The sequence below is a fragment of the Halopelagius fulvigenes genome (genome assembly GCF_055398025.1).
Map to the genome: position 1 here is coordinate 1,887,349 of NZ_AP043846.1, position 19,506 is coordinate 1,906,854.

Annotated in this window: 19 protein-coding genes; 7 read left to right on the forward strand and 12 right to left on the reverse strand. The window is 66.0% G+C overall.

The genetic code is table 11. The features are described 5' to 3' along the window. Positions 1–13 precede the first annotated feature (13 nt). Positions 14–724 (forward strand): class I SAM-dependent methyltransferase, encoded by a 711-nt coding sequence (locus ACZ522_RS14465; protein ID WP_379698168.1) that lies wholly within the window; start codon positions 14–16, stop codon positions 722–724. 73 nt (positions 725–797) lie between these two features. On the opposite strand, the gene ACZ522_RS14470 is transcribed toward ACZ522_RS14465, so the two are convergent. Continuing rightward, positions 798–1,727: a sulfide-dependent adenosine diphosphate thiazole synthase gene (locus ACZ522_RS14470; RefSeq protein ID WP_379698166.1), complete on the reverse strand. Its 930-nt coding sequence runs from the start codon at positions 1,725–1,727 to the stop codon at positions 798–800. A gap of 126 nt (positions 1,728–1,853) precedes the next feature. Here ACZ522_RS14470 and ACZ522_RS14475 point away from each other — a divergent pair, with 126 nt between their 5' ends. After that, positions 1,854–3,686 carry a 2-oxo acid dehydrogenase subunit E2 gene (locus tag ACZ522_RS14475; protein ID WP_379698163.1) on the forward strand — a complete coding sequence of 611 codons (1,833 nt, stop codon included), beginning with the start codon at positions 1,854–1,856 and terminating at the stop codon, positions 3,684–3,686. Between the two features lie 222 nt (positions 3,687–3,908). After that, positions 3,909–4,781 (forward strand): hypothetical protein, encoded by an 873-nt coding sequence (locus ACZ522_RS14480; protein WP_379698160.1) that lies wholly within the window; start codon positions 3,909–3,911, stop codon positions 4,779–4,781. Between the two features lie 2 nt (positions 4,782–4,783). Here the strand turns inward: ACZ522_RS14480 and ACZ522_RS14485 are convergent, their stop codons facing one another. From ACZ522_RS14485 to ACZ522_RS14500, 4 genes are all read right to left on the reverse strand, one after another. Further along, positions 4,784–5,290 carry a VOC family protein gene (locus ACZ522_RS14485; protein ID WP_379698158.1) on the reverse strand — a complete coding sequence of 169 codons (507 nt, stop codon included), beginning with the start codon at positions 5,288–5,290 and terminating at the stop codon, positions 4,784–4,786. A 79-nt stretch (positions 5,291–5,369) separates the two neighbouring features. Beyond that, positions 5,370–6,368 carry an NAD(+)/NADH kinase gene (locus tag ACZ522_RS14490; RefSeq protein ID WP_379698155.1) on the reverse strand — a complete coding sequence of 333 codons (999 nt, stop codon included), beginning with the start codon at positions 6,366–6,368 and terminating at the stop codon, positions 5,370–5,372. A 1-nt stretch (position 6,369) separates the two neighbouring features. Continuing rightward, a complete protein-coding gene (locus ACZ522_RS14495) occupies positions 6,370–7,380 on the reverse strand; it encodes an alpha-ketoacid dehydrogenase subunit beta (RefSeq protein WP_379698152.1) in 1,011 nt (336 codons plus the stop codon). Then, a complete protein-coding gene (locus ACZ522_RS14500) occupies positions 7,377–8,429 on the reverse strand; it encodes a thiamine pyrophosphate-dependent dehydrogenase E1 component subunit alpha (RefSeq protein WP_379698149.1) in 1,053 nt (350 codons plus the stop codon). Before ACZ522_RS14500 ends, ACZ522_RS14495 begins: the two co-directional genes overlap by 4 nt. A 183-nt stretch (positions 8,430–8,612) precedes the next feature. On the opposite strand from ACZ522_RS14500, the gene ACZ522_RS14505 reads away from it, so the two are divergent. Further along, positions 8,613–9,614, forward strand: a complete 1,002-nt coding sequence (locus ACZ522_RS14505; RefSeq protein WP_379698146.1) for a glutathione S-transferase family protein — start codon at positions 8,613–8,615, stop codon at positions 9,612–9,614. Positions 9,615–9,965: 351 nt separating this feature from the next. On the opposite strand, the gene ACZ522_RS14510 is transcribed toward ACZ522_RS14505, so the two are convergent. Further along, a complete protein-coding gene (locus tag ACZ522_RS14510; RefSeq protein WP_379698143.1) occupies positions 9,966–10,433 on the reverse strand; it encodes a hypothetical protein in 468 nt (155 codons plus the stop codon). A gap of 573 nt (positions 10,434–11,006) precedes the next feature. Here ACZ522_RS14510 and ACZ522_RS14515 point away from each other — a divergent pair. After that, on the forward strand, positions 11,007–11,816 hold the full coding sequence (locus tag ACZ522_RS14515; RefSeq protein WP_379698140.1) for a DUF7537 family lipoprotein: 810 nt from the start codon (positions 11,007–11,009) through the stop codon (positions 11,814–11,816). Positions 11,817–11,992: 176 nt separating this feature from the next. Here the strand turns inward: ACZ522_RS14515 and ACZ522_RS14520 are convergent, their stop codons facing one another. Both ACZ522_RS14520 and ACZ522_RS14525 read right to left on the reverse strand, forming a co-directional pair. Then, entirely contained in the window at positions 11,993–12,277 is a 285-nt protein-coding gene (locus tag ACZ522_RS14520; RefSeq protein ID WP_379698137.1) for a hypothetical protein, read from the reverse strand. Positions 12,278–12,428: 151 nt separating this feature from the next. Beyond that, positions 12,429–13,205: a tyrosine-type recombinase/integrase gene (locus ACZ522_RS14525; RefSeq protein ID WP_464391781.1), complete on the reverse strand. Its 777-nt coding sequence runs from the start codon at positions 13,203–13,205 to the stop codon at positions 12,429–12,431. Positions 13,206–13,715: 510 nt separating this feature from the next. Here ACZ522_RS14525 and ACZ522_RS14530 point away from each other — a divergent pair. Continuing rightward, positions 13,716–14,831 (forward strand): molybdopterin-dependent oxidoreductase, encoded by a 1,116-nt coding sequence (locus ACZ522_RS14530; protein ID WP_379698135.1) that lies wholly within the window; start codon positions 13,716–13,718, stop codon positions 14,829–14,831. Positions 14,832–14,849: 18 nt separating this feature from the next. Here ACZ522_RS14530 and ACZ522_RS14535 read toward each other — a convergent pair whose 3' ends face one another. From ACZ522_RS14535 to ACZ522_RS14545, 3 genes are all read right to left on the reverse strand, one after another. Next, positions 14,850–15,656 (reverse strand): 4-phosphopantoate--beta-alanine ligase, encoded by an 807-nt coding sequence (locus tag ACZ522_RS14535; RefSeq protein ID WP_379698133.1) that lies wholly within the window; start codon positions 15,654–15,656, stop codon positions 14,850–14,852. A gap of 83 nt (positions 15,657–15,739) precedes the next feature. After that, positions 15,740–16,651: a pantoate kinase gene (locus ACZ522_RS14540; protein ID WP_379698131.1), complete on the reverse strand. Its 912-nt coding sequence runs from the start codon at positions 16,649–16,651 to the stop codon at positions 15,740–15,742. 111 nt (positions 16,652–16,762) lie between these two features. Then, on the reverse strand, positions 16,763–17,368 hold the full coding sequence (locus tag ACZ522_RS14545) for a hypothetical protein (protein WP_379698128.1): 606 nt from the start codon (positions 17,366–17,368) through the stop codon (positions 16,763–16,765). Positions 17,369–17,469: 101 nt separating this feature from the next. Between ACZ522_RS14545 and ACZ522_RS14550 the strand changes: the two genes are divergently transcribed. Then, positions 17,470–17,982: a GNAT family N-acetyltransferase gene (locus ACZ522_RS14550; RefSeq protein WP_379698125.1), complete on the forward strand. Its 513-nt coding sequence runs from the start codon at positions 17,470–17,472 to the stop codon at positions 17,980–17,982. A 154-nt stretch (positions 17,983–18,136) separates the two neighbouring features. Here ACZ522_RS14550 and aspS read toward each other — a convergent pair whose 3' ends face one another. Then, a complete protein-coding gene (gene aspS / locus ACZ522_RS14555) occupies positions 18,137–19,441 on the reverse strand; it encodes an aspartate--tRNA(Asn) ligase (RefSeq protein WP_379698122.1) in 1,305 nt (434 codons plus the stop codon). Positions 19,442–19,506: the final 65 nt, after the last annotated feature.

Below are 19,506 nucleotides of genomic sequence, written 5' to 3' on the forward strand. Positions count from 1 at the left end.
GAACCCTCCTCCCATGACCGACGGCACCGCCGCGACGCAGGAGTTCTACTCGCGGTACGCGACGGTGTACGACCTCGTCGCCCGACGGACGCCGGGCGTCGCCGACCTCCGCGAGAGCGTCATCGCCGCCCTCGATCCGCAACCGGGCGATACGGTCGTCGAGATGGGGTGCGGCACCGGCGCGAACTTCCCGCACCTCCGCGAACGCGTCGGCCCCTCGGGAACCGTCGTCGGCGTGGACTTCACGCCGGGCGTCCTCGCAGTCGCCCGCGACAGAGTCGAACGCGAGGGCTGGGAGAACGTCCACGTCGTCCGCGGCGACGCGACGCGCCCGCCCCTCTGCGAGGCGGACGCCGTTCTGGCGACGTTCGTCTCGGGGATGCTCCCCGACCCCGCCGCCGCCGTGCGGACGTGGGCGACGCTGGTCGGTCCCGACGGGCGACTCGCGTTGGGCGATTTGGGCCGGAGCACGTCTCCGCTCGGCCGACCGCTGAACGCCGTCTTCGCGGGCCTCGTCCGCGCCACCACGCCGCCCGGCGGGGGCCGGCGGATGGACTCGCCCGCGACGCTCTTAGACGAGAGACTCGTCGCCGCCCACTCCGAACTCGAACGCCTCTGTACGGGCGTCCGGCGCGACGTTCGCGCACTCGGGTTCGCGCGCGTCCGCGGCGGGAGGGTTCGGGAGGACGCGGTCGAGTCGGAGGCCAACCGCGACGGAACGTGAGCTATCGCCGGAAAGGGAGTGGAGGGTCGGTCGGTTCGTCAGCGGTGCGGGCGGTCGTTTTCGAGCAGGGCGTTCAGTCGTCGGCGGGCGAGGGCGTCGCGCCGTACTCCACGGCGGGGGCGTCGCGGCCCAGTTCGTCGAGGCAGGACTGCGCCGCGCGCTTGCCCGAGAGGAGCATCGCGCCGAACGTCGGCCCCATCCGCGGGAGGCCGTGGGCGGTGGCGACGGCCATCCCGGAGGCGACGACGCCGGGGTGGACGACGCCGGTGTGTTCGACCACCTCGTCCTCGCTCTTTCCGACCCACATGGAGTCGTGGCCGGGCGAGTCGTGGCCGGGCGCGCCGTACTCGCCCTCGTCGGTCTGATCCATCCCGGTGTTGTGCTCTTGGGCGTGTTCGATGCCGGGCGCGTCGAGTGCGCCGCGTTCGGCGAGTTTCGAGATGACGACGGCGTCGTGGCCCGTCGCGTCCAGAACGAGGTCGGACTCCACGGCCACGGGGTCCACGCACGTCAGTTCGCGCGGCAGGGCGTGGACGGGCGTCCAGTTGAGGACGACGCCGCCGACGCGGTGGCCGTCGCGGACGACGATGTCCGTGAACTCCGTCATGTTCTGGACCGTCGCGCCCGCGTCGCAGGCGGCCTTTATCAGGCCGGAACAGGCGTGCGGGCCGTCGGCGACGTACAGGTCCTCGGCCTCGTCGCTCTCGGTGTAGGGGACGCCCAGTTCGTCGAGTACCTCCTGGGCCGGGTCGCGGACGGTCACCTTGTTCATCAGGAAGCCGCCCAGCCAGAACCCGCCGCCGAGGTAGTTGTTCTTCTCGACGATGGTCACGTCCACGTCGCGTTCGGCCAGTTCCTTCGCCGCGACGAGACCCGAGGGACCGCCGCCGACGACGATTACCTCCGTGTCTATCCTGTCGAGGAACTCCTCAGTCCAATCGGTCGCGATCGCTCGCGTCACCTGCGCCTCGCTCACGTCCGCGAATCCGTCGAAGTCTGACATCTTGCCGGACATACCACTAGGTAGTATCATCCACTACTATAACTGTGCGGGTTCGTCGCTCGCGGCGACTCTCACGATTTGCGTCGCGTGCTATCGTTTAACATGGATTGCGGTGTAGTTCGCGCCATGTCGTACGTCGTCAAGATGCCCAAGTTAGGGCTGGAGATGGATTCCGGAACGGTCGTCGAGTGGTTGGCGGAGGAGGGCGACGAGGTGGCGGAGGACGACCCCGTCGCGGAGATAGAGTCCGAGAAGACGACGGCGGAGATAGACGCGCGCGAGTCGGGCGTTCTCAGGCACGTTGGCGTCGAGGCGGGCGAGTCCGTCCCGCCGGGGGCCGCACTCGGCATCGTCGCCGGCGCGGACGAGGACATCTCCTCGCTGATGGCCGACTTCGAGGCGGGGGCCGTCGAGGACGCGCCCGACGCGGAGGAGCGAACGGAGACGGCGGAATCCGGCGCGGAGACGAGCGAAGGCGGCGGAACCGCGGCCGGCGCGGACTCCGGGGGCGGTTCCGGGTCCGCGGCGGACGTCAAGGCCAGTCCGCGCGCGAGAAAGCGCGCCGAGGAACTCGGCGTGGACGTCTCGACGGTGGAGGGGTCGGGTCCCGGCGGCGCGATTACGGAGGAGGACGTGGAGGCGGCGGCCGAATCCGGCGGTCCGGGCGACGAGGAGGACGTGAAAGCCAGTCCGCGGGCGAAGAAGCGCGCGGAGGAACTCGGCGTGCGCCTCGGGAGCGTCGAGGGGTCCGGCCCGGGCGGCGCTATCACAGAGGAGGACGTGGAGACGGCGGCCGAATCCGGCGGCGGGGAGGCGGCCGGCGAATCCGCCGGCCCGGCGGTGACCGAGGAGCGGAAACTGTCCGGGATGCGCCGCACCATCGCCGACAGACTCGGGAAGAGTTACCGCGAGTCCGTCCACGTCACCGTCCACCGGACGATGAACGCGGAGACGGCCCTCGCGGCGGCGGACGCCGCGGCGGAGCAACTCGGCGCGGACGTGTCGCTGACGGACGTCCTCCTGAAGGCACTGTCCGCGACGCTCGCGGAGCATCCGGGGTTCAACGCCACCTTCCGAGACGACACCCACCGCCTCCACGCGGACCAGAACGTCTGCGTCGCCGTGGACGTCGAGGAGGGGTTGCTCGCGCCCGTCGTCCGCGGCGTCGATTCGCTCTCCCTGTCGGAACTCGCCGAGACGCGTCGGGAGGTGACCCGGAGCGTCCTCGACGGCGACTACTCGATGGACGACCTGTCGGGTGGGACGTTCACCGTCTCGAACCTCGGCGTCCTCGGCGTGGAGTCGTTCGACCCCGTCATCAACCCGCCGCAGGTGGCCATCCTCGGCGTCAACGCCGTCGAAGAACGGGTCGTCCCGGACGACGGTGGCGGTTCCGACGACTTCACCACCCGCCGGATGCTCCCCCTCGACCTGTCGTTCGACCACCGCGTCGTGGACGGGGCGGACGCGGCGCGCTTCATGGCCACCCTCTCGGACCACCTCGACGACCCGTGGCCCCTCTTAGACGGCGTGGAGGCGTCCGAACCCGAACCGGCGGAACTCCCGGAGGCGGCGGCGACGGCGTCCGTCGGCCCCGACCTGAAGGGAACGGTCGAGGCGGGTTCGTTCGAGTACGACTTCGACGTGACAGAGGAGTTCGGCGGCGGCACCGCGCCGACGCCGGTGGACCTGTTCGTCAGTTCGCTGGCGGCCTGCCTCTCTGCGAGCATCGGCGTCCAAGCGGACATCCGCGACGCGGACGTGCGGAACGTCACCGTCGAGGCGGAGGCGACGCCGCCGGAGGGGTCCGTCGAGTCGGTATCGCTGACCGCGGTGCTCGACACCGACGCCGACGACGAGACGGTAGAGCGCATCGTGCGCAACGGCGAGCGAACCTGCCACGTCAACGAACTCCTCCGCGAGGACCTGCCCGTCTCCCTAGACTGGCGGCGGGCGTGACGGCGTTCACTGGGGCGATGAACCGCCCCGCGAATCACCCGGCGACGGCCGTCTAGAGACCGTTTCTGACGGCGCGCACCCGTAGTTCACCACGCCGACGATTCCGACGACGATGGCGGCGACAAGAACGTCCGTTCCCGACGACTGCGCGCCGGTCGGAACGGGAAAACGCCTCTTCGAATCTACTGAAAGTACTTATCTCGGCGTGCGAAACGGCCGGATATGGACCGCCGACGGATGCTCGCCCTCTGCGGACTCTGCGTCTCCGGGAGCGCGGGGTGTCTCTCGCGCGCGTCGTTGCAATCGGAGAGCGGAACCGACGAATCGACGGACGGAGGAACGGACAAAACGCCCGACAGGACCGATTCGACGCCCGTCTCGGGCGTCGTCGTGGAGGACCCCGTCGTCAGGAAAGCCGTGACGTACGAGTCGATGATGGGGTCCGGCGGCGTCCTCGCCGTCGAGGGACGGCAGTACGTCGTCGCGTCGGTCCGACCGCCCGACGGCCTCTCGGGGTCGGATTTCACCTTCCGCACCGACGCCGATTCGTGGAACCCCGGCCTCTCCGACACCGCCGGAGGGATAAACCGCTCCGTCGCGGGTCGGGAGGGCAGTCCGGTGGGGCAGAACTTCGGCGGCAGTGACCGGTCGTTCCTCGCCTTCGAGGTGCCGTCTCCGCTGTCGGCCTCGAACCCCCGGATTCGGTTCGAACCGGACGACTCGGAGTGGTCGCTTCCGACTCGGATGGCCGACCGCCTCGAAGCGCCGTCGCCCCGGTTCGAACTCGTTTCGCTGGGGGTCCCCGAGTCGGTGTCGCAGGGGGAGACCCTCTCCGTCTCGCTGACGGCGCGGAACGTCTCCGAGACGGACGGTCGGTTCCTCGCGGCCGTCTACTGGCCGACGCACGTGATAGCCGACGACGACGAGTCGCGCGTGGTCGAACGCGACGTGGCCGCGGGCGAGGAGACGACGGCGTCCGTGGAGATAGACACCTCGTACACCGCCTTCGAGGACGGGCCGGTGAGGCTGACGATTCGCGGTCACGTCGCCGCCCGACGCGACGTCGAGGTGCGGGACGCCGCGACTCCCGCCTGAGCTTACCTGTACTCTTCGTCGGGTTCTCCCATCGCCTCGACGTTCGCCGCCGTCTCGAAGACGACGCCGTTCAGCTCCTCCTCCGTGTCGAAGTACCAGTACGGCGTCTCGTCGTAGACACCGCTCTGGACGACGGGCATCCCCTCGTCCTCGAACGCTTCGACCACCGATTCGGGGTCCTCGAACGCGAAGCAGGCGACGTGGTGGAGGCCCTCGCCGTGTTCTTCGAGGTGTTCGGTGTAGAGGCTCTCGCCCTCCAACGGTTCGATGAGTTCTATCATCGTCCCGCCCACGTCCGCGAGGGCGAGCGTCATCGAGTACTCCCGTTCCTCGCTGCGGAACGTCGTGTCGTGGAGCGTCGGCGGTTCGAAGTGGTACACCTGCCACGGGCCGACGCCGAGGACGCCGCCGAAGCGGTCCATCCCGTCTTCGATGTCCTCCACGACGAACGCGACTTGGCTTATCTCCGGTACGTCGATGTCGAGGTTCGGTATCGAGTCCGAGTCCATGCGAGATTCTTAATGGTAGTTCGTGAAATAGTGTGTTGGGTGCGGGGGAGAACGTCCGCGCGGACGACGCGTCGGCGGCCTACCGCCCGACGAAGAACCCCCCCTCCGCGGCGGCGGCGAGTGCGGCGTCCACGTCCACGATTCGCGGGCCGTCGTCCACCGGGCGAATCGCGATTTCGGCGTCGCGGACCTCCAGTTCGCGTTCGCCGTCGGCGCTGACGACGGCCGTCTCCGCCTCGAAGGCGAACGACTCCTCGGTGTCGAGGCGGCGGCACTCCGCGACGCCGAGTTCCGAGACGACGCCCGGGACGGTGACGGCGCGGACGCGGCGCGACGCCTCCCCGGCGGGCGCAAAGCGGATTCCGACGCCGCCGGGGTCGTCCGGTTCGACGCGGTGGACTGCGCCCGCCGCGCCGGAGATGCCTATCTCGCCGGGGGCGGCGCGGGAGACGACGCCGCCGACGAGACTCTCCGAGTCCAAGAGCGCGCGCGTGCCGACGAACGCCTCGTCCACGACGCCGACGGTGGCGAGGCCCGTGACCGTCTCTCGACCGGTGCGCCCGTCCACCTCGGCGACGGCGGTTCCGTGCCGGTAACTGACCGCCTCCGCGTCCGCCGCGCCGTCGGCGACGAGGGCCGCGGCCATCCCCGCGACGGTGCCGTCCACCGCCGTCGGGACGACGTTGTTCGTGCCCGTCGAGACGGACACTAAGGGCACGTCGCCGACGTTCGTCCCCGCGTCGCGGTTCGTCCCGTCGCCGCCGAGGACGACCACCGCGTCGGCCGCCTCTCGGAGGCGTTCGGCCGCGCGGCGCGTGTCTCGGGGGCCGCCCTCGGGTGCGAAGTCGAGGAGTCCGGTCTCGACGCCGTCGGGGGCCGAATCGAGGATGCGCTCCGCGATGCCGGAGGCGTCGGGCATCGCGAGCACCTCCGCGCCCTCGACGACGCCGACGCCGGCGAGGACGCACTCGGCGGTGCGGCGCTTGGCGTAGTTGTTGCTGACGCTCGCCCCGCCGGTGAGGCGGCGGATGTCGCGCCCCGCCGCGGGGTTGACGACCAGCCCGACTCGGGCGGTCACTCTACACCAGTTTCTCCACCGCGCTTCGCACGTCCTCGGCGGACGGGATGACCTCTTGCTCTAAGGTCGGACTGAACGGGATGTGGGTGTCGGCGACGCCGACGCGCATCGGCGGCGCGTCGAGACTGTAGAACCCGTCCTCCATCACGCGGGCCATCACCTCCGCATGCGTGCCGTAGGAGAGGGGGCTCTCGTCGGCGACGACGAGGCGACCGGTCTTCTCGACGCTCTCGACCAGCGTGTCCGTGTCGAGGGGGTACAGAGACTGGAGGTCGATGACCTCGATGCTCGCTTGCCCCGCCATCTCCTCGGCGAGGTCCAGCGATTCGCCGACCATGCGCTGGGTGGCGACGACGGTCACGTCCTCGCCCTCGCGTTCGACGCTCGCCTGCCCGAGGGGGACGGTGTAGTTCGGGTCCGTCGGCACCTCGCCCTCCTGTTCGTATATCATCTTGTTCTCGAAGAAGAACACCGGGTCGTCCGAGCGAACGGCCGACTTGAGCAAGCCCTTGGCGGCCCGCGGCGTTCCCGGTGCCACCGCAAGCAGGCCCGGGAAGTGCGCGAACCACGTGTGGAGGGTGCCGGAGTGTTGGCTGGCCGCGCCCATCCCGCCGCCCTCGGTGGTGCGGACGGTGATGGGCATCTCCGTCTTCCCGCCGAACATGTAGCGCATCTTCGCCATCTGGTTGATTATCTGCTCGGAGGCGACGCCGAGGAAGTCCGAGAACATTATCTCGACGACGGGTCGCATCCCCGTCGCGGCGGCGCCGACGCCCGCGCCCGTGAACCCCGCCTCGCTGATGGGCGTGTCGCGGACGCGGTTCTCGCCGAACTCGTCCACGAGGCCGTCCGTGACGCTGAAGACGCCGCCGAACTCGCCGACGTCCTCGCCCATGATGAACACGTTCTCGTCGTCCTGCATCTCCTCGCGGAGGGCCGCCCTGATGGCCTCCCGCATCGTCATCGTCTCCGTCTGGTCTATGCTGTCGCCGGGTCGTGATTCGGTGCTCATCGGCTCTCTCCTCCGTTATTCCGCCCGCCGTCGGTCGCGGCGGACCGCGCGAATCGGTCGATGTCCGGTACGTGCATCGAGAACATGTCCTCGTACGCCTCGTGCGGGGCCGGGTCGTCCGCCGCCTGTGCGGACTCGACGGCCGCCGCTATCCGGTCGTGCGCCTCCTCGCGCATCGACTCGAACTCGTCTTGGTCTATCGTCTCCGCCTCCAACAGGCGGTTCTTGAAGTTCTGTATCGGGTCGCGGCCCTCGCGCCACTCGCCGATGTCATCCTCGTCGCGGTAGGGTTGGTGGTCCCCCTCGAAGTGCCCGCGGAAGCGGTAGGTGTCCGCCTCGATGAACGTCGGCCCCTCGCCGTTCGCGGCGCGTTCGCGGGCCTCCCTGACCGCCTCGTTCACCGCGACGACGTCCATGCCGTCCACGGTGAAGCCCGGGATGTCGTACGCCTCCGCCGTCTCGCTCAGGTGTTCGATGTTGTGTTGCTTCTCGACGGGCGTCCCCTCGCCGAACTTGTTGTTCTCGACGAGGAAGACGGCCGGGAGGTCCCACGTCGCCGCGAGGTTGATGGACTCGTGGACCTGCCCCTGCGCGACGGCCCCGTCGCCGAAGAACGCCAGCGCGACTTGGTCGGAGTCGCGCATCTGCGCCGAAAGCGCCGCGCCCGTCGCCAACGGCGGCCCCGCGCCGACGATGCCGTTCGCGCCGAGCATCCCGGCGTCGACGTCTGCGATGTGCATCGACCCACCCTTGCCGTTGCAGTACCCCTTCTGCTTGCCGTGTACCTCGGCCATCATCCCCTCGGGGTCGAGTCCCTTGGCGATGCAGTGGCCGTGACCCCGGTGCGTTGAGGCAATGAGGTCCTTGTCCTCTAACGCCGCCGCCGCCCCGACGCCGACGGCTTCCTCGCCGATATACAGGTGGACGAACCCCGGCAGTTCGCCGTCCTCGAACAGTTCGCCCACCTTGTCGTCGAACGCCCTGATGGTGAGCATGCGTCGGAGTATCTCGCGTTGCCCGTCTTCCGTGTCTATGTCTATTGATACCATGCTCCATAGGCGTGTTCTTCAGTATCGGTCATAAACGTCACTAAATCGATGTGTTTCAGTGAATGTGTCAGATTCTAACTCGTCCGTCCCTGTACGGCCGCCGCCAGACCGCCGAACGGTTTACCCCGTCGAGCCCGTACGTCGCGCCATGACGCGACATCCGACTCACGGAGGTGGTCGTCGGTGAACATGCTCGTGGACGGCGAGTGGCGAATCGACGCCTACGAGTCCACGAACGAGGAGGGGGAGTTCGACCGCCAGGAGACGTCGTTCCGCGACCGGATTCGGGCGGACTCGGACGCCGAGTTCCCGGCGGAGTCGGGCCGCTACCACCTCTACATCTCGCGCGCGTGCCCGTGGGCGCACCGGGCCGCGATGACGCGCCGCCTCAAAGGACTGGAGGACGCGATATCCCTGTCCGTCGTGGAACCCGTCCGCATCGACGACGGCTGGGAGTTCTCCGAGGAGTACCCCGACCCCCTCTACGACGAACCGTACCTGCGCGACATCTACACCCGCGCGGACCCCGAGTTCACCGGGCGCGTCACCGTGCCCGTCCTCTGGGACAAAGAGGAAGAGACCGTCGTGAACAACGAGTCCCGGGAGATAATGCGCATGCTCGACACGCAGTTCGAGGAGTACGCGACGCGGGACGTTGACCTCTGGCCCGAGGGCTACCACGACGAGGTGGACACCGCCTTGGACGCGATCTACGAACCCATCAACAACGGCGTCTACCGCGCCGGATTCGCCGAGACGCAGGAGGCGTACGACCGGGCCGTCTCCGACCTGTTCGACGCCCTCGACCGGTGGGAGACGGTGCTGAACGAACAGCGATACCTCGTCGGCGACGCGTTGACGGAGGCCGACGTCGCGATGTTCGCCACGCTCGTCCGCTTCGACCACGTCTACCACACCCACTTCAAGTGCAACCGCCGGCCCATCCACGAGTACCCGAACCTCTGGAACTACGCGAAGGAACTGTACCAACTGCCCGGCGTCGCGGAGACGGTCAACTTCGACCACATCGTCCGGCACTACTACGAGAGTCACGCCGACCTGAACCCGAAGCGACTCGTCCCCGTCGGCCCGGACATAGATTTCGACGCGCCGCACGACAGGGACCGACTGGAGGCGAACCTCCCCTCGGACCTAACGGGCGACGCCGCGCGCGCCGACGACTAACGAGCTTTTTGCAGATTCGGGTGCGCCGCGGGCGCACCGCTCTCGCGAGAACGCGAGCGTTCTCGCTGGCGCACGAGACGCCATGCGTCTCGTGAACATCGCAAAAAGCTCGACCGAAAACATTCCGCGACTCGCTCCGCTCGTCGCGGTACGACTGCCCGGAGCGGTTGTTTTGGTCATATTTTAGCGCAAATCCCCCGTCTCGTCCGTTTCATAGAGATACTCGATTAGTGATAGCTTGACGAGGCCGTACTGAATAGATAGCGCGTCTCGGTCATGGGGACCCAGTGTGGCGTTGATTGTCAGAATCGGTCGGTACAGGTAGGTTACTTCCTACTCAGCACACACTCTCTAACAAGTAGGTTGTGGGTCAACAGTCTGCATTTTACGAACAACCGTCACGGTTTCTTCATTCTCTACCTGTATCTGTAGATATTCATTCTTCGCGCAGAGGTCCTCAACCCTTACTGTAGTTTTAGCTCCCGTTTCGATTTGTGCTGTTACGGTATATGTTCCGTTCTGCTTGAGGGCTTCAAAAACATCTACACTCGTATGTGAACTCAGCTCTCTTGACTGCTCAACCACCTGTTCTCCGCCAGTAGTAACGATTAGCGAGATAGTATGTAATTCATCATCTCTATTCCAGAGTGTGAACTGAACGTCGGTACGTGTCTCAAGAGGGGTCTCAGCAGGTGAAGCAGAGGTGGGTGATTCATTAGTGGATTCCGTGTCGCTAGATGAGTCAAGACAGCCAGCGGTTGCGCTAAGGGCGGAGGTTATTAGAAGGATGGACTGTCGGCGTGATGGTCGGAGGGGCATGAGTGAACAGCCCTATTATTTAACTAAATGCTTTGTGCAGAGCGTCTACAACTCAACTTCGCTTGGATTCCGATAGTAATAGAGGGAGAATCCAACATACGTGACAAAGAGTCCGAGAAGAATTGCGAATAGTGGGTTGATACTCGCCCCGACGGAGCCAATACCTACGAGAAGGATAAATGTCGTCAGATATACGAGAATAGCAACAACGAGGGTTTGACCAATACGGTCGATAATACTGGGGTTTTCAGAGGGCATGGTCCAAGAACAACACTCACGATTGAGTAGGTGTCGGTGAGACATTCGCACACCTACTTAACGGTTAGTTCAGCACCGGTGAGACGAAATAAACGAAGTCTCCCTGAGAGGTGTACCCTCTGTATCGGTCACTCCGTTCCTATCAACACTAGAATAATCTGTTCTGTCGATGCTGAATAGAGTGCGCGTATCTTGCAATCGGTTCGGGGCTGATTCTCCTGAGAATCACAACATGGGGTTAGGGTGGCATCGCTCTGTGTCCGAGAGGTGGAATTACCCGTCAGCCTTAATTGTAGATAATTGAATAGTAAGCCTATGCGTACGTCCCTGCTCTCAGCGATTGCCGTCGTCGCCCTCCTGGTCCTCGCAGGATGTACTGGACTTCAAGGCACGGGTGGGAACGGAGCGTCGCCCGATGCGTCCCCTGCCGATTTCCCGAACGCGTCGGCCATCGACCAGTCGGTGTTCGACACCCACGCGGACGCGCTAGCGAACACGAGTTTCACGCTCTTGATCGAGAAAACCCGGAAGGATCGCGTTCTCCACCCTTCAGAAAGGAACTTCACGTACATGAACGAGACGGCCCGGTTTCTCGTTGAGCCCGGCGACTCACAGTACCTCGGACACACCACCGGCTACTTTTCGGGGAACCGTTCGGTCTACTCGAACGGAAGTGCGGAGTACACCCTGTCCCGGACGGAGAACGGGTCGGGAGTGAGTTCTTTCCGCGCCCCGGTGTTCAACGAGTCGGGCGAGCGGTATCTCTGGCGTGGATGGTTCAACAACGACAGCGGAGGCCAGCACGCGTTTGCTGCGATTGACGCCACTTACGAGCGTGAAGGCGTCGAGACGTTCCAGGGCGTTCCGGTGATGCGTTACGAGGCCACCGGCGTCGACGCGCTGTCCGCCTCGTTGCCAGGAGGCGAGAACGCGAGTTCGTGGTACGAGGAGTTCTCAGCGACACTCCTGATCGACGAAAACGGCGTCATCCGCCACTATGAGTACGAATTCGTCTGGACTGACTACTCCACCCGGAGGATTACGGAGGCGTACACCCTGTCCGACGTGGGGAGCACCGACGTTGAGAAACCGGACTGGGCGGCGAACGCGACGGCGGGGTCGTAACTACTCGGCTTGATACCGGCCGGGCTGCCAGGTTGATCAATCCATCCTCTGTAGTCAGCACGTCGCTTTTGACAGCTTTTGAGTAGGTTTCAGTGGCTGTGCTGCAGAGAAGGCGCTCTCACTCGAGAGCTTCGGATCGGGACTCACAGCAGGCAAACTGATCGAGAGACTGGCGACTACGGCTCGGATGACGCCCCGACCCCGTCAGCAATCGCTTGAAGCTCGCCCTTCCGGAACGTGGAGTCGTCCGCCGCCTCCAGTGACTCCGCGATGCCGACCTGTGCCCGGATTAGTCGGCGCATCCGCGTTGTCGATGGCCACCCCGCCTCATCGACATCGACTTCGAGTGCCTCACAGATCGCCTGCAGCTCCTCCTTCGTGAACGACGCCTCGAACTCCCGTTCGAAGCGACCCGTCGCCACTCGAATTGCGTTCCGAACCTCGTGGACGGTTGGACTCATGACTCTCTACTCTCCCGTCATCTTCCTCAAAGTTCCTACTCGGTAGTAATGAGACGTTTCCAGAAGGTACAGAGTAGATGCAATCTCTGACTATTGTTGGACTCATCCTCTGTATCCGGCACGCCGTCACTGAGGGACGTTTGAGGAGTCCCTATCGGTGGTGGACTCGACGCAGCGCGTCGGCAGTCGCTGTCCCGGAGATACGGATGTATTTCTGTGCAGTCGCTAAATCGCCCCACCCCATCAGAGCTTGGAGCGGCACCCGGGCGACGCCTTTGTAGGCGTGATAGCTGGCAGCGGTCGCTCGCAGACAGTGTGGATAGACCCGCCCCGAGAGGTCAGCCGCGCTTGCGGCAGCCTGCACTCGTCTGTTAATCGTTGACCGCGAGCGGGGAAACGCATCGTACCGGTTAGCAAAACGCTCGATACACAGCTCCAGCCGAAGCGAGAGGTCAAATGGGATAAGTCGAGCTGAGGCTACGGTCTTCGGATGCCACCGGGACGCGACAGCATCCTCGACAGAGAGGTCGTCGTTGTGGGTGGCTTCCTGTCGGGCCTGTCGTCGGCAGTATCCGCACCGGCACGGTTCGTGTTGTGGGATGCGGATCGTCCGTCGGTCCCCGTTCACCCACGCAGTCTGAAAGTGTGCAATCTCGCCAGCGCGAAGCCCGAGTCGCCCTACGATGAGACAGATGAATCTCGCTTCGAAATCGTGTGGCGCTGAAAGTGTCGAACACGCTTCCAGCAAGAATTCGAACTGACGGTCGGTGAGGACATCCTCATGGGTGTGCCGGGTCGTGAGCGCCCACCGATGGCGATCCGTCCATTCAATCGCGGGTTGGTTGGATGAGACACCCGTAGCCGTCCTCATGCTGGCGGATTGGGAGTACCGCCAAGTTGTGCTGAATAGAGGGCGCGAGTCGGTCATCGGGTCAGCACTCGATATGAACCAGCCGAGTCGGTGAGTACAGGAGCTATACAGTTCGAATAGAACTTCCGGGAACGTAACCGACGTAGAGTACACTGTGTCTAAAGTAACGGTGGGCCAAAGGCGGCTGCGGTAAACGAATCCGCGAGGAAGAGAATGAATGCGAAGCCACCGTTGAGATCGTGGTTGTCTGTTCTAATTGAAGCGTAGACGTACGCAGCCAAGCTTAGTACCATACGTCGTATCAGACGAGTTCCTATATATTCGCACCGTTCGCACGCGCTACTTAGCGGTTAGTTCAGAGTTGAAGAGACGGAATAAACGAGGTGTCTGCGATGGATGCACCCTCTGTAGTCAGCACACCGTTCCTGTCACGTCCTGAGCGTTTCGATAGAACAATCTCATCAAGTATCGCGAATCGAGTCTTGGTAGACGAGTTGCGTTGTACTTCCCGGACCCCGACGCACCGCGCGGCGACGCCTTCTTTCTCTCCGACCCCCTAACGGCGGTATGACGGACAGGAGCGTCCGCCGCCTCTTCGCGCGAGTCGAACCGCCGCCGCGACTGGTCGACTGGTCGCTGTTGGCGTGCGTCCTCGTCGAGTTCGGAAGCGGCGTCCTCAGCCTCGGGGCCGGACGCCCCGAACACTGGCCGGTGTTCTACGTCCACTCCGTCGTGGGCGTCGCGTTCGTCTTCCTGTTGTTCTTCAAACTCCGCCGGGTGCGTACTCGCGTCACCGACTCTCGCCTGTGGGACCGGGCGACGGCGCTCTCGGTTCTCACCGCGACCGTCGCCGTCGCCGCACTCGCCACGGGCGTCTGGTGGGTCCTCGGCGGTAACGCCCGCGTCCTCGCGTACTGGAACCTGCTGAACCTCCACGTGGGACTCGGACTCGTCCTCCTGCCTCTCGTACTCGCGCACCTCGTCACGCGCTTTCGACCGCCCCGCCGAACCGACTTCGAGGGCCGCAGGACCGCGCTCCGGTACGGCGCGCTTCTCGTCGGCGGCGCACTCCTGTTTCGCGCGCAGGAACTCCTCGCCGTCGCGTTGGAGACGCCCGGACGGCGGCGGCGCTTCACCGGGTCGAAACCCGTTGAGGGGGACGGACTCGAACCCGAGGGCGAGACGGAAGCGGGGAACGCCTCGTTCCCGGTGACGAGTTGGGTCGCCGACGACCCCGACCCCGTGGACGAGGAGTCGTGGCGCCTGCGCGTCGGCGGCCTGACCGATTCGACGCTGGATCTCTCCGCAGACGAACTCGCGCCCGACGACGAACGGCGCGTCCTCCTCGACTGCACCAGCGGATGGTACGCCGAACGCGACTGGCGCGGCGTCCGCCTCGGGTCGATTCTGGACGCGGCGGGGCCCGCCGACGACGCCCGGTGGGTGACGGTCCACTCCGTGACGGGCTACCGGTGGTCGTTCCCCATCGAGGAGGCCCGGGGGATGCTCCTGGCGACGCACGTCGGCGGCGAACGACTCTCGCACGGCCACGGCTTTCCTCTCCGTCTGGTCGCGCCGGACCGCCGGGGCTTCCAGTGGATAAAGTGGGTCGACGGAATCGAGGTGCGCCGCCGCCGCGACGCCGCGCAGTGGACGGCGGTATTGGTGAGCGGATTCCGGTAGCGAACCACCGCGTCGGCCTCAGTTGTCCGTCCGCGCCGCCTCGGCGTCCGCCTCCGTCTCGGCGTCCGCCTCCGCGTCGTCGAGCGAACCGCACCGAATCGCCTCCTCCGCCGCCGCGAGTGCGCCGTCGGCGTCGAACTCGGCGACGATTCGCTCTAACTCCTCCCGGGAGGCGTCGCTCAGGTCTCGCGCGTGCGCGGTGATGTTCGGCACCGCGCGCATGATGTTGTCCACTATCGGCACCGCTGCGGCCCGCGCGGACCGCGAGAGCGGATTCAGGTCGATCACTATCTCCGTCTTGCCCATCGCTCCGAGCGCTTCCGCCCTGTCGCCGTCCTCCAAGGGGACCAGAACCACGTCGGCCGCGCCGATGCCGTCCGCGTCCACCTTCGCCCGTTCGTGGTCGAGTCCCGGAATCCGGCCGTCCGCGGCGAGTCCCTTCACCTCCTCCGCCCCGTGGTCGCGGAGGTGGTCCGCGATGGCTTCGAGTCGTTCCTCCGTTCGGTTGAAGAGGTTCACCTCCACGTCGGCGTCCACCGCCGCCGCGAGTTCGACCATCTCGCCGGGGACGAGTGCGGCGACGTTGCCGTTCACCGAGAGCACCGGACGCTCGGCGAGGAGGAGGTGCGCCGCCGCCGCGCGTTCCGCCTCGTCGGCCGCGGGGTGGGTTCGCTCCCCGAGGAGGTAGTCGAACGCCTCGCCGCGCCCCTCCGCGATGAGGCCCTGCCTGCTCGTGATGCCCTTCTCCACCCCTTCCTCGATGCGGTGTCGCGTCAGAAGCGACTGGTACCGCGGGTGGCTCTCGGGAATCTCGATGTCGCTCATTGTCGGCGATTGGTTCGAAGCGGTGAAAAACGGGACGATGCGTCGTCGTCGGTCGGTCCGTCGCGACTCGGCTTCGAGGGCGCTCACTCCTCGGGCAGGAGTCCCGCGCCCGCGGTGTGGACGTCGCACACCGCGGGGTCGTACCCGGCGTCAGACAGGCCGGTGCCGAACGCGAACACCGTCTCGCCGAGCATCGCCATCGACGCGTCACCGCCCGCCGCCCGAACGTCGTCGATGGCGTCGGCCACCCGGTCGGTGAGCAGTCCAGCCTCGTGGGCGAACCGCCGCGAGAGGGCGACCATCCGCGACGCGGTGGGTTCCTCGCGCAGGTCCCCCAGCGCGGACTCCCCCGCGGCGGTCAACGCCGTCGTGTCCCCCGAGAGCACCGCCGCCGTCGAGAGTTCGCCGAAGGTGACGTACTCGACGCGCGGGCGTTCGGGGATGCCGTCCAACGCGCCGTGCCCCGGCGCGCCGGGGTCGAGGCGGATGGGGAGTCCCCCGCGAGCCTGCGCCACCACGTCGCCGAGGCCGGTTCCGGCCTCCACCTCCGCGCGGTGGGCGACGGTCACGAGTTCGTTCTCGGACCGCCCGCGCCCGAACAGGACGTTCGCGCCGAACGCGACGCCCAAGGCGACGGCACCGCTGACGCCGAACCCCGCGCCGACGGGAAGCGGCGTCTCCGCCGCGACGCTGACGCGCCCCTCGTCCACACCGAGTGCGTCGAGGACGCCTCCGACGGGGTCCACCCGGACGCGTTCGCCGTTCAACGTCACGATGGCGGGCGACACCCGCCGGGCCGCCTCGCCCGTCCTCGGGTCGCTCTCTGTCGTACCGCCGTCGTCTCCTCGTTCGTCCCGCCGAACCGTCACGCGAACCCCGTCGGTGAGCGTCACGCCTGCACCGCGAGAACCCGCGATCGCGGGGTTCTCGTCCGGGTGCGCGCTGAAGAACCCCGTCACGTGCCCGGGGACGAACGCCGTCGCCTCGTCGGTCATCGTCTGCTATTGATTCCCCGAGCGTTATGTCTGGTACGCTTCGAAGTCAGGAGGAGTCGGCGATGCGCGGAGTCGTCTTCTGCCCGCCGTGGGGGGCCCGGAACGCCCCCGTTACGAAGCGTCCCCCTCTCCTTCGTCGGCCGGTAGCACCCGCGCTTCCGGGTGTTGGCTGGTGTTCTCGGCCAGTACCCCCTCGTTGTGGAGGTGGCGGATTTCGGTCGTCACCTGCTCTCGCGTCATCTCGCTCATCGCGACGACGGCGTTCACCAAGTCCTGAACGGGGATTCCCCGGCCCGCCCCGCCGTGGTCGAACGCCGACCGCGAGTCGTCCACGTCGTCGAGAATCACCTCGACGTACCGCGCGACGTCCGTCTCCCCTTCGAGTTCGTCGTGCCACCGCGGCGGAAACGCGCTCACGCGGTCCTCTCCGACCCAGTACACGTTGTCGGTACTGACGAAGGAGTCCGACTCGACGGCCTTCTCGTCGAGTCCCTCGCGGACGCCGTCGGGGTCGAACGAGTAGCCGTTTCGAGCGAGTTCTTCGACGTACGCGACGAGGCGGTCCACGGGGACGCCCCTCTCGTCGGCGTACTCCTCGTCGTACTGTTCCGCGAGGATGACCAGATCCCCCACGAGAAGGGACTCTCTCCGTCCCGCGAGTTCGTCCAGCACCGTCTCCGAGAGGTCCGGATTCGACGGCGGAGGTGCGTCGCTCATTGTAGTGGAACGTGGGTCGCTGCGTGCAAGAGTGAAACGGCCGCGGGGCGTGGGACTCGACGGCGCGAAAAACCGATTACGCCGGCGGGTCATCTTCCGGTATGTCCCCGTCGCTGCGTCTCAGGCGCTACCGACCCGCAGACCACGACCGCGTTCTCGAACTGCACGAGGAAGCGATGCGCGACGTCGGTTCCTTCGTCGAAGGCGTTCCCGACCCGGACCTCGAAGACGTCCGGGGGACGTACCTTGACGGAGGCGGTGAGTTCCTCGTCGGCGAGGCGGACGGCCGAATCGTCGCAATGGGCGCGTTCCGCCCGGCGGAGGGGTACGTCACCGACTTCCTCGACGACTTGCCCGAGACGACGGCGGAACTCAAGCGGATGCGCGTCGCCCCCGACCACCAGCGTCGCGGGTACGGACAACGGATGTACGAGGAACTCGAACGCCGCGCGCGACAACGCGGCTTCTCCGACGTCGTCCTCGATACGACGCCGAAACAGGTCGGAGCGCGGCGTCTCTACGAACGCAACTCGTTCGAGGAAGTCCTGCGGGACCGCGTTCGAGTGGCGGACGAATCGTTCGAGATTCTCTTCTACCGAAAGTCGCTCGACTGAAGAGGAGAGTCGCTGCCGGTCCGACGAGAGGAGCGTTAGCGACTCTCGTCGGCTCTCAACGTCTTCGCCCTACGGATTTAGACGCTGTCTGTCTCGCGGGAACTCACTCGCAAATCGAAGATTTGCTCGCCGTTCCCGCTCGTCGGTAGCAACTCTACGGAGAGAGTCGCTGACGATCCCGCGGGAACAACACCGCTTCCCGGATATTGTCGAGGCCGAGCATCGTCATGACGAGGCGTTCGCCGCCGAGGCCCCAGCCCGCGTGCGGGGGCATGCCGTACTTGAACATCTTCGTGTAGTAGTCGAACGACTCGGGGTCGAGACCCTGCTGTTCGAAGCCCTCCACGAGGCGTTCGTAGCGGTGTTCACGCTGCCCGCCGGAGACGAGTTCCATGCGCGGGTGCATCATGTCGAACCCCGTCGAGAGCTGTTCGTCGTCGTCGTGGTCCTTGATGTAGAACGGCTTTATCTCGGAGGGCCAGTCGGTGATGAAGTAGTGCTCGCCGACGTCCTCGCCGAGTGCGCGTTCGCCCTCGGTCGGCAGGTCGTCGCCCCAGACGAGTTGCTCGTCGAGTTCGCCCGTCGCGTTGATCCGCTCGATGGCCTCCTCGTAGGTGAGACGGGGGAACTCGCCCTCGGGCACCTCGAAGTCGTCGGCGAAGCCGAGCGCTTCGAGTTGCTGCTGGCAGTTCTCGGCGACGCCCTCGTAGGCGGCCTTCACGACGTACTCGCAGGCGTCCATCGCCTCGGTGTGGTCGAAGAACGCCGACTCGAAGTCGATGGACGTCGCCTCGTTCAGGTGCCGCGGGGTGTTGTGCTCCTCCGCGCGGAAGATGGGACCGACCTCGAAGACGCGTTCGAGGCCCGACCCGATCATCAGCTGCTTGAACAGCTGCGGCGACTGGTTCATGAACGCCTCCTCGCCGAAGTACGTGATGGGGAACAGCTCGGTGCCGCCCTCCGTCCCGGTGGCGACTATCTTCGGCGTGTTGATCTCGGTGCAGCCGAGTTCGCGGAAGGCGTTACGGACCGACCGGAGAATCTCGGCGCGGATCTCGAAGACCGCCTTCACCTCCTCCTTGCGGAGGTCGAGCGTCCGGTTGTCGAGTCGGGTCGAAAGCTCCGCGTCGACCTTCCCGGAGGGGTCGAGGGGAAGCTCCGTGTCGGCCTCCGCGAGGACCTCGATGGACTCGGGGACGACTTCCACGTCCGTCGGCGCGCGGGGCTCCTCTTTCACCTCGCCCGTGACGGAGATGACGCTCTCGCGGTGGACGCCGAGACCGGTCTCGACGAGCTCCTCGTCCATCTCGTCCTTCTCGAACTTGATCTGAATCTTGCCGGTCTTATCGCGGAGGATGAGAAATGCGATGCCGCCGAGGTCGCGGACCTCGTGGACCCACCCCGCGACGGTCACCGTGTCGCCGGGTTCGGCGTCTGCCGTGTACGTTCGGTTCTGCATGTGACCGCGTTTCCGCCGGCGAGTCTTAAAAACGGTCGTTTCACCTCGGAGTGGGAGTGCTAAGC

Bases quoted from the DNA above. Each gene is read 5' to 3' on its own strand.
- ACZ522_RS14465 (WP_379698168.1), top strand. From the start codon at position 14: ATGACCGACGGCACCGCCGCGACGCAGGAGTTCTACTCGCGGTACGCG.
- ACZ522_RS14470 (WP_379698166.1), bottom strand. From the start codon at position 1,727: ATGTCAGACTTCGACGGATTCGCGGACGTGAGCGAGGCGCAGGTGACG.
- ACZ522_RS14475 (WP_379698163.1), top strand. From the start codon at position 1,854: ATGTCGTACGTCGTCAAGATGCCCAAGTTAGGGCTGGAGATGGATTCC.
- ACZ522_RS14480 (WP_379698160.1), top strand. From the start codon at position 3,909: ATGGACCGCCGACGGATGCTCGCCCTCTGCGGACTCTGCGTCTCCGGG.
- ACZ522_RS14485 (WP_379698158.1), bottom strand. From the start codon at position 5,290: ATGGACTCGGACTCGATACCGAACCTCGACATCGACGTACCGGAGATA.
- ACZ522_RS14495 (WP_379698152.1), bottom strand. From the start codon at position 7,380: ATGAGCACCGAATCACGACCCGGCGACAGCATAGACCAGACGGAGACG.
- ACZ522_RS14500 (WP_379698149.1), bottom strand. From the start codon at position 8,429: ATGGTATCAATAGACATAGACACGGAAGACGGGCAACGCGAGATACTC.
- ACZ522_RS14510 (WP_379698143.1), bottom strand. From the start codon at position 10,433: ATGCCCCTCCGACCATCACGCCGACAGTCCATCCTTCTAATAACCTCC.
- ACZ522_RS14515 (WP_379698140.1), top strand. From the start codon at position 11,007: ATGCGTACGTCCCTGCTCTCAGCGATTGCCGTCGTCGCCCTCCTGGTC.
- ACZ522_RS14520 (WP_379698137.1), bottom strand. From the start codon at position 12,277: ATGAGTCCAACCGTCCACGAGGTTCGGAACGCAATTCGAGTGGCGACG.
- ACZ522_RS14525 (WP_464391781.1), bottom strand. From the start codon at position 13,205: ATGACCGACTCGCGCCCTCTATTCAGCACAACTTGGCGGTACTCCCAA.
- ACZ522_RS14530 (WP_379698135.1), top strand. From the start codon at position 13,716: ATGACGGACAGGAGCGTCCGCCGCCTCTTCGCGCGAGTCGAACCGCCG.
- ACZ522_RS14535 (WP_379698133.1), bottom strand. From the start codon at position 15,656: ATGAGCGACATCGAGATTCCCGAGAGCCACCCGCGGTACCAGTCGCTT.
- ACZ522_RS14540 (WP_379698131.1), bottom strand. From the start codon at position 16,651: ATGACCGACGAGGCGACGGCGTTCGTCCCCGGGCACGTGACGGGGTTC.
- ACZ522_RS14545 (WP_379698128.1), bottom strand. From the start codon at position 17,368: ATGAGCGACGCACCTCCGCCGTCGAATCCGGACCTCTCGGAGACGGTG.
- ACZ522_RS14550 (WP_379698125.1), top strand. From the start codon at position 17,470: ATGTCCCCGTCGCTGCGTCTCAGGCGCTACCGACCCGCAGACCACGAC.
- aspS (WP_379698122.1), bottom strand. From the start codon at position 19,441: ATGCAGAACCGAACGTACACGGCAGACGCCGAACCCGGCGACACGGTG.